The organism is Frigoribacterium sp. AC394 (assembly GCF_979258095.1).
Map to the genome: position 1 here is coordinate 3,054,607 of NZ_OZ409834.1, position 12,726 is coordinate 3,067,332.

A 12,726-nucleotide genomic window follows, 5' to 3' on the forward strand; every position below is an offset into this window, starting at 1 on the left:
GCCGACCCGCGCCTCCTCGGAGTCCGCGGGTCGGGCCGGCATGCTCGGGTCGGCGGCCTACGCGCGACCGAGCACGTCGAGGATCCACGCGATCTCGACGGCGCGCTCGCGCCACGATTCGTAGCGACCGCTCACGCCGCCGTGCCCGGCCGACATCTCGGTCTTCAGCAGCACGGGCGCGCCGACGTCGCGCAGCCGGGCGACCCACTTGGCGGGTTCGACGTAGAGCACGCGGGTGTCGTTGAGCGAGGTCACGGCGAGGATGCGCGGGTAGGCGACGCCCTCGCGCACGTTCTCGTAGGGGCTGTAGCCGCGCATGTACTCGTAGACCTCGGCGTCGTGCAGCGGGTCGCCCCACTCGTCCCACTCGATCACCGTGAGGGGCAGATCGGGGTCGAGGATGCTCGTGAGCGCGTCGACGAAGGGCACGGCGGCGACGATCCCCGCGAAGCGGTCGGGCGCGAGGTTGGCGACCGCGCCCATCAGCAGGCCGCCCGCGCTGCCGCCTTCGGCGACGAGCAGCTCGGGCGTGGTGCGGCCCTCGGCGATGAGGTGGTCGGCGACGTCGACGAAGTCGGTGAACGTGTTCTTCTTCGTCAAGGTCTTGCCGCCCTCGTACCAGGCGCGACCCATCTCGCCGCCGCCGCGCACGTGCGCCACGGCGAAGACGACGCCGCGGTCGAGCAGCGACAGGCGGGCGACGCTGAAGCCCGGGTCGATGCTGTGCTCGTACGAGCCGTAGCCGTAGAGGTGGACGGGCGCGGGGCCCGAGGTCGGCACGGCGTCACGGCGCCAGACCAGCGAGACGGGCACGCGCGTGCCGTCGGCCGCGGTGGCCCATTCGCGCGACTGCTCGTAGTCGGCGGGGTCGTAGCCGCCGAGCACGTTCTGCCGCTTGAGCAGGCGACGCTCGCCGGTGCGGACGTCGAGGTCGTACACGGTCGACGGGGTGACGAACGAGGTGTAGCCGAACCGCACGGTGGGCTGGGCGAACTCGGGGTTGCCGCCGACGCCCGCGGCGAAGAGCGGCTCGTCGAACGCGACCTCGGTCACGTCGCCGTAGCCGTCGGCGTCGAGCGGGACGACCGCGAAGCGGGGCAGCGCGTCGCGACGGTACTCGACGACCAGGTGGCCGGCGAACGCGTCGACCGATTCGAGCCGGACGGAGGCGCGGTGCGGCATGATCACGCGGCGGTCGGTTATCGAGGTGGGGTCGTCGGCCGGCACGTCGACCAGCTCGAAGTTCTCGGCGCCGTCGTTGTGGACGACCAGGAGGCGGTCGCTGCCCGCGACGATCGCGTGCTCGACCTCGTACTCGACGCCCTCGCGGCGCGGCCACACGACGCGGAACTCGCCCGTCGGGTCGCTCGAGTCGAGCAGCCAGGTCTCGCTGGTGATCTTGGAGCCGATGTCGATCACGAGGTACTGGCGGCTGCGGGTCAGGCCCACGCCGATCCAGTAGCGGTCGTCGGGCTCGGTGAAGACGGTGGCGTCGTCGCCCGCCCGGCCGACCTCGTGACGCCAGATGGTGTCGGGGCGCCACGACTCGTCGACCGTGGGGTAGAAGACGTAGCGACCGGTGGCGTCGAAGAGGGCGCCCGGGGCGGTGTCGGCGATCTCGTCGTCCAGGTCGGAGCCGGACTCGAGGTCGCGGATCCGCAGGGTGTAGCGCTCGTCGCCCTCGGTGTCGACCGCGTAGGCCAGCAGTCGGCCGTCGGGCGAGACGTCGAAGCTGCCGAGCGAGAAGAAGTCGTGTCCGTCGGCCTCGACGTTGCCGTCGAGGAGGACCTGCTCGCCCTCGGCGGGGCGGTCGGCGCCGAAGACCGGGGGAGTCCAGTCGTCCGGGCCGGCGATGGGCGCCCGGCAGTGGATGCCGTACTGCGAGCCCTCGGCCGTCCGCGAGTAGTACCACCACGAGCCCTCACGGACGGGGACGCCGAGGTCCGTCTCTTGGACGCGGCTCCTGATCTCGTCGAACACGGTCTCGCGGAGACCCGCGAGATGCGCGGTCTCCGCGGTCGTGTGGGCGTTCTCGGCCTCGAGGTGCGCGAGGACCTCCGGGTCCTCCTTCGCCCTCAGCCATTCGTAGTCGTCGACGAAGTCGTGGCCGTGGTGGCTGCGAGTGACGGGTCTCTTCGGAGCGCGGGGCGCGGGGACGGAAGCCATCCGCCAACCCTACTGAAGGCCGCGGTGGGCGCTCAGTGCGAAGCGGCGTCGATCCGGCCCATCAGCGACCACACGGCGCGCGACAGCTCGGGGTGCCAGAGCGCGACCGTCCGGAGGAACCTCAGCTCGTCGGTCGTGCCCAGCCCGCCCGCGACGGGCACCCCGTCGACGCCTCGCGCCGCGGCGCGGATCGAGATGACGACCTGCTCGTCGACGGTGGGCAGACCGGGGATGACGTCCCACGGGTCCTCGCCGTTGCGGCACCGGAGCTCGATCAGGGCCGCGAGCTCGTCGTGCGCCTCGGCCCGCAGCACCTCGAGGCTGCGACCGGCCCCACGGAACTCGGGCACGCCCCCTCGGGGCGCGTCGGGTGTCTCGGGCATGCGGACGAGCCTACGCGCGAGCGCCTCGACGGTCGCGGGGCCGCTAGCCTCGGCGCATGGTCTACCGAGTGTGCGTCGCCTACCTCCTCCGCAGGGTCGAGGGGCGGACGGAGGTGCTGCTCGGTCGCAAGAAGCGCGGTCTCGGCACGGGGCGGTACGTCGGTCTCGGCGGCAAGCTCGAGGCGGGGGAGTCGGCGCTCGACGCGATCGTCCGCGAGATCGCGGAGGAGGCGGGTGTGGTCGTGCAGCCGGGCGACCTCGACCGCCGCGGAGATCTGCTCTATCTGTTCCCGCACCGCGAGTCGTGGAGTCAGCGCTCGACGGTTTTCGTCACGACGCGCTGGTCGGGCGAGCCCGTCGAGAGCGACGAGCTCGCCCCCGCCTGGTTCGCGCTCGACGATCTGCCGCTCGACGAGATGTGGAGCGACGCGCGCGCGTGGCTCCCGGCCGTGCTCGCCGGCGGCGCCGTCTCGCACGAGTTCACCTTCGGCGAGGACCTCGCGAGCGTCGCCTCCGATCGGCCTCTGCCCGACGGCATGCCGCCCGTCGGCGCTCCGTCCGCCTGATCGGCCGGGGTCAGCGCTCGCCGCGGTGCGACCGGGAGCCGCTCGAGCGGACGAAGAAGTCGACCACGCCGACCAGCACGGCCAGCACGACCGCGCCCCACGCGTAGCCCACGAAGAGACCGGCGACGTCACGGCCGCCCGGTGCGAGCGTGACGCTCAGGACGTAGAGGGCGGCGGCGGCGACCAGCAGGACGACGACGACCGCGACGAGCAGGCGGTGCAGGGCGGATCGGTTCACGACCGGTCAGCCTACCGGCGGGGTCTCGTCGGGATCGGCCGCGTGTCGAGGGTGTCGTCTTCGAGGCCGCCGGGCGAACCGAGGAACATGTCGCCCGACGTGCCGTCGTCCAGGTCGCCGCGCTCGTCGACGCCGACGGTGTTGATCGTGCCGGTGTCGGTCGAGACGAGCCCGTGGCGTCGCAGCACCTCGTCGCGCTCGGCGACCAGGAAGTCGCGGTTCGCGTTCTGGGCGTCCGCGAACATGGTCGTGCGACCCGTCACGATGCGGCGGATCCGACGTCGCTCCCACCACTTCTTGCCGGTGACCATCAGCACGACCCCCGCGACCGCGTAGGCCAGCATCATCGTGAGTCCGCGACCGTAGCCGGGGCCGACGTCGTAGAGGGCCCGCTTCAGCATCTCGGTGATGCCGCTGCCCACCACGACGTTGTTCAGCCAGGCGAACGGCTGGGGCATGAACCACGACGGGTAGGCCCCGCCCGAGGCCGGCATCGACAGGAAGACGAAGACGATCATCGCGGGCAGGGCGACGAACCGACCGACGAAGTAGCTGATGCCGTTGACGGCGAGGCCGATCGCGATGATCCATCCCCAGCCCAGCAGGAAGAGCTCGAGGAAGTGACCCTGCACGGCGCCGACCACCGGCCCGGCCAGGACGTTCGTGATCAGCGAGATGACCGCCCCGCCGACGACGATCACGGTCGTGCGGGTGCGGTGACGCAGCGGCGCGCCCATCAGCCCGATGAACATGGCGACCATGTAGCCGCCGATGCACCAGGCGAGCATCAGGTAGAGCGAGACCGTGCCGTACTCGTCGTAGGCGGGCAGCGGGGCGAGGTCGGTCACCGCGGGCGCCGCCGCCCCCTCCGCCTCGATCACCGGCGTCAGCATGGCCGGGATCAGGGCGGCGACCTGGTACTGGTGCGCGCTCGCCGTGTAGAGGGCGTCGTCGCCCGGATCGTAGGCGACCGCCACGCGACCGCTCGTGACGGCCGACCGCGCCTCCGCCACGTCGTCGTACGAGCGCAGCTCGATCGCGCCGGGCAGCCGCTCGTCGAGGGTCGTCTGCAGCTCGGACGACGAGCCGACGATCGCCACCGGCACGTCGTGCGGATGCGGCGCATGGAACGCCGCGATGTAGCAGAGGCAGAAGCCGACGATGAAGAACAGCGGCAGCCAGAGCTGCAGCCCGATCAGCTGCAGCGACGGGTGCAGGGTCGAGTACCACCGACGGAAGCGGCCGGGCCCGGCCCGACCGGCTGGGTCCGCGCCGCCCGCGCCGTCGTCCGCCGCGCCTCCCGCCGATCCGCCCGTCGTCGATCCCGCCGTCGTGTCCGTCACTGCCGCCTGCTCTCGCCTCGTCCGCCGTCCTCCAGGGTACGCCGCGGTCTCCGCCCGTCGACGCCCTCAGGACCTCGTGCTGGCGAGCGCCGAGGTGTCCATGGCGAGCTCCTCCGCGTCGAGCCCGAGCAGCACCCGCCGCATGACCTCCTCGTCGAGGTTGCCCGCGTCGCGTTCGCGGAGCACGACCTCGCGACGCTTGGCCAGCAGCTCCCGACGGATGGTGCCGATCGCGTGCGGTGCCTCGCGCCTCCTGCGGGCCTGGTCGTCCGTCGGGCCGTTCGCCTCGCGTTCGTCGGCGTCGTCGACCGCGGTGCGCTGCAGGGCCTCGTTCTGACGCAGCAGACGCGTGGTGGTCGAGCGGACGGCGCGGTCGGTGAGCTCCGCGCCCCAGCGCTCCTCCCACACGGGTCGGCGGCGTTCGACGTACGCCATCGTCTCCTCCGTGCTGGTCGCGAAGATCTCGAGCTCGGCTGCGAGGTCACGGTCGCGCTGGGTCTCGTCGCGGACCCCGAGGGCGCGGATCACGACGGGCAGGGTCAGCCCCTGGATCAGGAGGGTCCCCACGGTCACGATGAACGCGATCAGGAACATCGTGTCTCGGGCGGGAACCGCGATGCTCGACTGGGTGACGGCGGGGATCGACACGGCCGCGGCCAGCGTCACCACGCCGCGCATGCCCGTCCACGAGATGACCGTGCGCTGCCGCCAGTCCATGCGGGGCTGCGGCCGGTAGCGGACCGCGCGGAGAGCGGGCGCGGCCCGGGCCCTGCGCAGCGCGGGCACCCTGCGGAGCCTCCGCAGCAGTGGCGACAGGAACACGTAGCGGGCGGCGCGCGCGGCGTAGTGGCTGCCGAAGACGAACACGGGCCGGACGAGCACGACGACCGCGAGCACGGCGAGCGCGACCCCGACGCTCTGCCCGAGACCCCGCTCGCTGTCGGCGACGTCGAGCACCACGGCCTGCAGCTGCAGCCCGATGAGGGCGAAGACGAAGCCCTCGAGGACGACGTCCGCCGCCGACCAGAACGGGCGCTCCTGCAGCCGGGTCGCGTAGCCCGTCCGCGGCGAGTTGAAGCCGACGTAGAGCCCGGCGGCGACGACGCCGAGCACGCCCGACCCGCCGAGCTCCTCCGCCGTGATGTAGGCGACGAACGGCAGGAGCAGTCCGATGACGTTCTCGATGACCGGGTCGTCGATGCGCATCCGCACCCGGTGCGCGACGAAGCCGAGCACGAGACCGACGGCCACCCCGACCCCGATCGCCAGAGCGAAGATGCCGAGGTCGTCCCACACCGTGAGGCTGGCCCCGCCGACGATGGCGAGGAACACCTTCACGAGCGTCAGCGACGCCGCGTCGTTGATGAGGCTCTCGCCCGACAGCACGGTCATCACCTTGCGGGGCAGGCCGAGCCTCCGCCCGATGGCGGCGGCCGACACCGCGTCAGGAGGCGCGACCACGGCCCCGACGAGCAGTGCGGCCGGCAGGGTCATGTCGGGGATCATCAGGTACGCCACGCCGCCCACGGCGAAGGCGGTGACGACGACGGCGCCGACGCCCAGCCGTGCGATCTGGGCCCGGCTCTCGCGGAAGTTGAGCAGCGACACGTCGAGGGCGGCCGAGTAGAGCAGCGGCGGCAGCACCACCGTCAGGATCAGCTCCGAGTCGATCTCGACGTCGGGCACACCGGGGATCAGCGAGACGAGCAGCGCGACGCCGACGGTCAGCAATGGGGCCGGCAGGCCGCGCCAGCGGGCGAAGGCGGTGACGATCAGAGAGCCCGTGAGGATGATCAGCAGCTCGGCGAGTTCCATGCGGAGGCGACCGTCCCGTCGTGTCGGGCAGCCGCGTCGAATGCAGCGACTGCAAGGAGATGCCTCCATCCTGTCAGCGCGCCGCTAGGAGAACGTCGGATGAACGCGGCCGAGCCGGCGCCTCCGCCCTCGTAGCATCGTCGGGTGAGCGCCCCCGTCGACGACCTCGTCCGAACGATCCCGCAGGGGTCCGTCCGCGGACTCCGCGAGCGCGGCGTCGTCGCGTGGCGCGGGATCCCCTACGCCGCGCCTCCCGTCGGGCCCCTCCGGTTCCGAGCCCCCGAGCCCGCCCCGGGCTGGGCGGGCGTCCGCGACGCGACCCGGTTCGGGCCCGCCGCCCCGCAGGACAGAGTGCAGTTCGTCGGCGTCGACGCGACGACGCCGCTCAGCGAGGACTGCCTCACGATCAACGTGATCGCGCCCGACGGCAGCGCCGCGGGAGACGACCTGCCCGTGCTGGTCTTCGTGCACGGAGGCGCGTACAGCGTCGGATCGTCGCGCGAGCACCCGAGGCAGGGCGAGACGCTCGTCCGCGAGGGCGGCATCGTCTACGTGAGCTTCAACTACCGGCTGGGCGCGTTCGGCTACCTCGACTTCACGCACTGGGCCACCCCCGAGCACCCGCTCGAGTCGAACCTCGGGCTGCGCGACCAGGTCGCCGCCCTCGAGTGGATCCGCGACGCGATCCGGTCGTTCGGCGGCGACCCCGATCGCGTGACGCTCTCGGGCGAGAGCTCGGGCGGCAACGCCGTGACGACTCTCATGACGGTGCCGCGCGCTCGCGGGCTGTTCGCCGGGGTGATCGCTCAGAGCTCGCCGCCGAACGCCGTCTACCCGCCCGAGGTCACCCGGCGCTGGGCGGGGGAGTTCCTCGAGATCCTCACCCACGCCCTGCGGGACGACGACCTCGAGTCGACCTCGGTCGACGACGCGGCCGAGCTGCTCGCCGTCGCGCCGACCGGGGCGATCGTCCGGGCCGCGAGTCAGCTGCAGCTGAGGATCCCCGACGAGGACCCGGGAACGATCTGCTTCAGCCCCGTCATCGACGGCGCGTTCCTGCCCGAGCGCCCCCTCGACGCGTTCAAGGCGGGGCGGGCGCATCCCGTGCCGCTGATCATCGGGACGAACGACCGGGAGGGCTCGGTCTTCACGGGGCGACGCGACATCCTCGCCACGACCAAGCCGCGCATCCGGGCGATCTTCGCGGCGACGAAGAAGAAGTCGCGACGCGAGATCAAGAAGCACTACCCGGGGCTCCCGTCGCGCCCCGCCGCCCTCGACTTCGGCGGGGACTTCGCGTTCTGGTTCCCGAGCGTCAAGGTGGCCGAGCGGCATGCGGTGCACCAGCCCGTCCGCTTCTACCGGTTCGACGCGACCACGCGCATCCTGCGGGTCGCGGGTCTCGACGCGTTCCACGGGCTCGAGCTCTGGGGCGTCTACGACCGGATGCGCTCCCCGTTCGGCTGGGCGCTCAGCCTGCTCGGCGGGCGTCGTGCGTTCGTGCGGGCCTCGGCGCGGACCCGCGCACGGTGGCTCGAATTCGTCCGCACGGGGTCGGTCGAGGGCTGGCCCACCTACGACCCGTTCCGTCGTCGGACCCTGATCATCGACGTGCGGGACCGCGTCGAGCACGATCCCCGGGGCGAGCGCCGCCGTGCCTGGCAGGAGTTCGTGCCGCACGTCTGACGACCGAAGGCCACCGCTCGGGACCGCCCGCGAGACACCTCCCGGCCACCTCCGAGTTGACCGCCGTTCACCCAGCTGTGACACTCAGCCGGTGGATATCACGCTCATCGTCGTCCTGGTCATCGCGGTGGCCCTCTTCTTCGACTTCACCAACGGGTTCCACGACACCGCGAACGCGATGGCGACGCCGATCGCCACCGGGGCGATGAAGCCCCGGGTCGCGGTCACCGTGGCCGCGGTGCTGAACCTCGTCGGCGCGTTCCTCAGCACCGAGGTCGCCAAGACCGTCTCGGGCGGCATCATCCGGGAGGGCGACGGGGGAGTCCTGATCACCCCCGAGATGATCTTCGCCGGGCTGATCGGCGCCGTGGTCTGGAACATGTTCACCTGGCTGCGCGGTCTGCCGTCCAGCTCGTCGCACGCGCTCTTCGGCGGCCTGATCGGCGCCGCGCTGGTGGGCGCCGGGCTCGGCGCGGTCGACTTCGGCGTCGTCCTGTCGAAGGTCGTGCTGCCGGCGCTGCTCGCACCGCTCATCGCCGGGGTGGTCGGGTACACGGCGACGCGCCTGGCCTACACGATCACCCGACGGCGCGACGATAAGAGCGAGCGCGGCGGGTTCCGCTACGGCCAGATCTTCACCTCGTCGCTGGTCGCCCTGGCGCACGGCACGAACGACGCGCAGAAGACCATGGGCGTCATCACCCTGACGCTGATCGCGGGCGGCCTGCTCGCCCCCGACTCGGGCCCGCCGTTCTGGGTCGTCGTGGTCTGCGCGTTCGCCATCGCGCTCGGCACCTACACCGGGGGCTGGCGCATCATCCAGACCATGGGCGGCGGACTCACCGAGGTCAAGCCCACGCAGGGCTTCTCGGCCGAGGCGTCCACGACCGCCACGGTGCTCGCCTCGAGCCACCTCGGCTTCGCCCTCTCGACGACGCAGGTCGCCAGCGGCTCCATCATCGGCGCCGGTCTCGGCCGCCGCGGCTCGAAGATCCAGTGGGGCACGGCCGGCAAGATCGTCGTCGCCTGGTTCATCACGCTCCCGGCGTCCGCCGCGGTGGGCGCCGTCGCAGCGTTCGTCGCGTCGTGGGGTCTCCCCGGCCTGGTGATCGACGCCGTCGTCGGCGCGGCGGTCATCGCCGGCATCTTCATCGTCTCGCGCCGTCGGCCGCACGACCAGGGTTCGGCCATCGAGGTCGACGTCGCCGCGACGTCCGTCCTCTCGCGGCGTCGGGCCCGCCGGGCCGACCGCCGCGGACGCGTCGACACGCCTGCGGCCGGTGTCGAGGCGCCGTTCGTCCGCATGGACGATCCACCGGCCCCCACCGCGACGCGTGGCGGCTCCACCCCCGACGACGAGGTGCGCTCATGATCGACTGGTCCGCCTTCGTCGTGGTCGCGCTCGTCGCGCTCTTCTCCGCCGCCGCCCTGGTGTCGCTCTACTCGTTCGGGTTGCGCCTGCTCGCCGTCGACGACCGCACACGGGTGCGCACGATCGGCGGATACGCCTGCTTCGTGGTCTGCGCGCTCGGCGTCCTGTTCGGCATCTACCTGATCGTGCCCGCCCTCCACAGCTGAACCGTCGGGCGGAGCCGCCCCGCGCCTCCTCGGCCCGCCGCCCCGCGAGTGCCCGCGCCGGTACAGTCGTGGTCACCGCCCGATCGACGACGACCGGGCCCGACTGACGACCGGAGGCGCACCACCCGTGACGCACGAGACAGCAGCAGCCACCCGCACCGAGACCGATTCGCTGGGCAGTCGGGAGGTCCCCGCAGACGCCTACTGGGGCATCCACACGTCTCGCGCGCTCGAGAACTTCCCGATCTCGCAACGGCCGATCTCGGTCTACCCCGACCTCGTCATCGCCCTCGCGCTCGTCAAGCAGGCGGCGGCCCGCGCCAACGTCGAGATCGGCGTGCTCGACCGCACCAAGGCCGAGGCCATCGAGCGCGCGTGCGTCGAGATCCGCGGCGGGGCCCTGCACGACCAGTTCGCGGTCGGGGTCATCCAGGGCGGCGCCGGCACGTCGACCAACATGAACAGCAACGAGGTCATCGCGAACCGGGCGCTCGAGCTGCTCGGTCACGCGAAGGGCGACTACGCGCGGCTGCACCCGATCGACGACGTCAACCGCAGCCAGAGCACGAACGACACGTACCCGACGTCGATCAAGATCGGCATGGTCCTGACGCTCCGCCGCCTGCTCGACGAGCTCGACCTGCTCGCGACGTCGTTCGCGACGAAGGGCGCCGAGTTCCACGACGTGCTGAAGGTCGGTCGCACCCAGCTCCAGGACGCCGTGCCGATGACCCTCGGCCAGGAGTTCGTCGGCTTCGCCCACACCCTCGGCGAAGACGTGCAGCGGCTGCGCGACGTCGTGCCGCTGCTCGGCGAGATCAACCTGGGCGCGACCGCCATCGGCACCGGGATCACCGCCGACCCGCAGTACGCCGAGGCCGTCCGCCGCCACCTCGGCGAGCTGTCGGGCATGGACCTCGTCACCGCACCGGACCTCATCGAGGCGACGAGCGACACGGGCGTCTTCATGACCCTGATGGGCGCCCTCAAGCGCAGCGCGATCAAGCTCTCGAAGATCTGCAACGACCTGCGGCTGCTGTCGTCCGGGCCGCAGGCGGGCCTCGGCGAGATCACCCTGCCGCCCCGCCAGGCGGGCTCGTCGATCATGCCCGGCAAGGTCAACCCCGTGATCCCCGAGGTCGTCAACCAGGTCGCGTTCTCGGTGGCCGGGGCCGACCTCACCGTCACGATGGCGGCCGAGGCCGGTCAGCTGCAGCTGAACGCCTTCGAACCGGTCATCACGCACTCGGTGATGCAGAGCCTGCAGTGGATGACCTACGCCTGCCGCACGCTCCGGGTCAACTGCGTCGACGGCATCGAGGCCAACCGTGCGCGGCTCAGCCAGCAGGTCGACACCAACGTCGGCAGCGTCACGGCGCTCACGCCCTACATCGGCTACGCGGCCGCCGCGGCGATCGCCCACACGGCGCTGACCACCAACGGCTCGATCTCGGCGCTCGTCGTCGCCGCGGGCCTGATGAGCGAGGCGCAGGTGCAGAAGGTCCTGTCGCCGGCGCGCCTCTCGGGGCTCGAGGCCGTCACGAGCTCGATCCCGATCATCGACGTCGACGACCCCGCCGCGGCGGTCGCCCGGGCGGCCAACTCGGCCGGGGCGCGCAACCCCGCCGACGAGACCGCCGGCTGAGGCGGGCGCGGCAGGCCGAAGGCGACGGCGGCGAAGGAGGCGCGGTGCCGGTCGGACCAGCACCGCGCCTCCTGCGGACACCAGCCTCCCGACCGGAGCCTGCCGACCGGAGTCTCCCGACCGGAGCCTCCCGACCGGAGCCTTCCGATCAGGGGGTCGAGGGCGCGTGGCTGGTCGTGTCTGTCTGCTCGGAGCGCTCCGCCGCGTGCTCCCGCTCGGCGTCTGCCGCCGCCTGCCCGTGCTCGGAGCGCAGGTGCAGCCGCCGCAGCTCGTCCGGGTCGAGCACTCCGCCGTTCTCGCGCAGCGACCGTTCCCGGATGGCCCTGCCGACCCGGATGTCCCAGGCGAGGTTGCGAGCCAGGATGTGATTGCGCGCCGTGTCGCGCATCGGCAGCGGGATGACCTCCTCGGCCTTCACCCCTCGCCGCAGCTGACGCATGCGGAGGATCTCGCTGTCGAGCTCGCCCCCGATGATCAGCACGAAGTTGCTGATGTACGCGTAGAGCAGCACGACGACGACACCGCCGACCCAGCCGTAGAAGCGGTCGTAGTTGGAGACCGTCAGCACGTAGGTCGCGAAGCCCGCGGTCGCGAGCGCCCAGCCGCCGAGCGCCACCATGGCGCCGTACGACACCCAGCGCAGGCGAGGCGGTCGGACGTTCGGCGTGAAGAAGTAGAGGACGGCCACCGACAGCACGGCGAGGGCGGCCAGCACCGGCCACTTGAGCACGTTGTAGAGGTCCGTCCAGGGCCGGCCGATGCCGAGACGACCGGCGACCGCGTCGCTGAGGGTCGGGGTCACCAGCAGGATGACCGCGATCAGCGCGAGCGAGACCATCAGCACGAGCGTCACGATCATCATGTGGCCGCGGAACTTCCAGATGCGTCGCCCCTCCTCGACCTCGTAGGCGGTGTTCATCGCCCGACCGAACGCCGTGGCGTATGCCGACAGTGACCAGAGGGTCAGCCACAGGCCGATGGCGAACGCGAGCCCCGGGCTCGACAGGCTCAGCATCTGCTCGAGCGGGCTGCGCAGCGACTCGACCGCGTTCGGCGTGAGGATGTACCTCGCGACCACGAGGATCTCCTCGACCGCGTCACGTCCGTCGTCGACGAACAGGGCGACGCCCGACACGAGCGCCAGGGCCGTGGGCACCAGGGCGAGCAGGGCGAAGAACGTCAGCGAGGCCGCCGCATCGATCGTGCGGTGCCGGAGGAAGTCGTGCCAGACCCGCATGACGACGTAGCGGAGCATCGTCGGGTCCTCGGGCAGGGACCGGGTCGACGACATCCCCCGAGGATACCG

11 protein-coding genes are annotated in these 12,726 nt (G+C 71.9%); 5 read left to right on the forward strand and 6 right to left on the reverse strand.

Features of this window, described 5'->3' with window-relative positions; all coding sequences use genetic code 11:
* Positions 1-57: 57 nt before the first annotated feature.
* Positions 58-2,166: a S9 family peptidase gene (locus tag ACZZY9_RS14250; RefSeq protein WP_463464570.1), complete on the reverse strand. Its 2,109-nt coding sequence runs from the start codon at positions 2,164-2,166 to the stop codon at positions 58-60.
* A gap of 32 nt (positions 2,167-2,198) precedes the next feature.
* Positions 2,199-2,549, reverse strand: a complete 351-nt coding sequence (locus tag ACZZY9_RS14255) for a hypothetical protein (RefSeq protein ID WP_192060087.1) — start codon at positions 2,547-2,549, stop codon at positions 2,199-2,201.
* Positions 2,550-2,605: 56 nt separating this feature from the next.
* Between ACZZY9_RS14255 and ACZZY9_RS14260 the strand changes: the two genes are divergently transcribed.
* On the forward strand, positions 2,606-3,115 hold the full coding sequence (locus tag ACZZY9_RS14260) for an 8-oxo-dGTP diphosphatase (RefSeq protein WP_192060089.1): 510 nt from the start codon (positions 2,606-2,608) through the stop codon (positions 3,113-3,115).
* Positions 3,116-3,125: 10 nt separating this feature from the next.
* Here the strand turns inward: ACZZY9_RS14260 and ACZZY9_RS14265 are convergent, their stop codons facing one another.
* From ACZZY9_RS14265 to ACZZY9_RS14275, 3 genes are all read right to left on the reverse strand, one after another.
* On the reverse strand, positions 3,126-3,353 hold the full coding sequence (locus tag ACZZY9_RS14265; RefSeq protein WP_192060091.1) for a hypothetical protein: 228 nt from the start codon (positions 3,351-3,353) through the stop codon (positions 3,126-3,128).
* A gap of 11 nt (positions 3,354-3,364) precedes the next feature.
* Complete coding sequence (locus tag ACZZY9_RS14270; protein WP_463464571.1) at positions 3,365-4,696, reverse strand: ABC transporter permease; 1,332 nt, start codon at positions 4,694-4,696, stop codon at positions 3,365-3,367.
* 66 nt (positions 4,697-4,762) lie between these two features.
* Positions 4,763-6,511, reverse strand: coding sequence for a cation:proton antiporter (locus tag ACZZY9_RS14275; RefSeq protein ID WP_463464572.1), 1,749 nt, complete (start codon positions 6,509-6,511; stop codon positions 4,763-4,765).
* A gap of 144 nt (positions 6,512-6,655) precedes the next feature.
* Here ACZZY9_RS14275 and ACZZY9_RS14280 point away from each other — a divergent pair, with 144 nt between their 5' ends.
* From ACZZY9_RS14280 to ACZZY9_RS14295, 4 genes are all read left to right on the forward strand, one after another.
* On the forward strand, positions 6,656-8,197 hold the full coding sequence (locus tag ACZZY9_RS14280) for a carboxylesterase/lipase family protein (RefSeq protein WP_463464573.1): 1,542 nt from the start codon (positions 6,656-6,658) through the stop codon (positions 8,195-8,197).
* Between the two features lie 91 nt (positions 8,198-8,288).
* Positions 8,289-9,569, forward strand: coding sequence for an anion permease (locus ACZZY9_RS14285; protein WP_463464574.1), 1,281 nt, complete (start codon positions 8,289-8,291; stop codon positions 9,567-9,569).
* Positions 9,566-9,775, forward strand: coding sequence for a hypothetical protein (locus ACZZY9_RS14290; RefSeq protein ID WP_463464575.1), 210 nt, complete (start codon positions 9,566-9,568; stop codon positions 9,773-9,775). Before ACZZY9_RS14285 ends, ACZZY9_RS14290 begins: the two co-directional genes overlap by 4 nt.
* Before the next feature lie 127 nt (positions 9,776-9,902).
* Complete coding sequence (locus ACZZY9_RS14295) at positions 9,903-11,420, forward strand: aspartate ammonia-lyase (RefSeq protein ID WP_192060104.1); 1,518 nt, start codon at positions 9,903-9,905, stop codon at positions 11,418-11,420.
* A gap of 148 nt (positions 11,421-11,568) precedes the next feature.
* Here ACZZY9_RS14295 and ACZZY9_RS14300 read toward each other — a convergent pair whose 3' ends face one another.
* Positions 11,569-12,711 (reverse strand): YihY/virulence factor BrkB family protein, encoded by a 1,143-nt coding sequence (locus tag ACZZY9_RS14300; protein ID WP_463464576.1) that lies wholly within the window; start codon positions 12,709-12,711, stop codon positions 11,569-11,571.
* Positions 12,712-12,726 lie beyond the last annotated feature (15 nt).

What these genes read in the sequence shown, in the direction of transcription:
- ACZZY9_RS14255 (WP_192060087.1), bottom strand. Translation starts at nt 2,549, where the DNA reads ATGCCCGAGACACCCGACGCGCCCCGAGGGGGCGTGCCCGAGTTCCGT.
- ACZZY9_RS14260 (WP_192060089.1), top strand. Translation starts at nt 2,606, where the DNA reads ATGGTCTACCGAGTGTGCGTCGCCTACCTCCTCCGCAGGGTCGAGGGG.
- ACZZY9_RS14250 (WP_463464570.1), bottom strand. Translation starts at nt 2,166, where the DNA reads ATGGCTTCCGTCCCCGCGCCCCGCGCTCCGAAGAGACCCGTCACTCGC.
- ACZZY9_RS14290 (WP_463464575.1), top strand. Translation starts at nt 9,566, where the DNA reads ATGATCGACTGGTCCGCCTTCGTCGTGGTCGCGCTCGTCGCGCTCTTC.
- ACZZY9_RS14300 (WP_463464576.1), bottom strand. Translation starts at nt 12,711, where the DNA reads ATGTCGTCGACCCGGTCCCTGCCCGAGGACCCGACGATGCTCCGCTAC.
- ACZZY9_RS14275 (WP_463464572.1), bottom strand. Translation starts at nt 6,511, where the DNA reads ATGGAACTCGCCGAGCTGCTGATCATCCTCACGGGCTCTCTGATCGTC.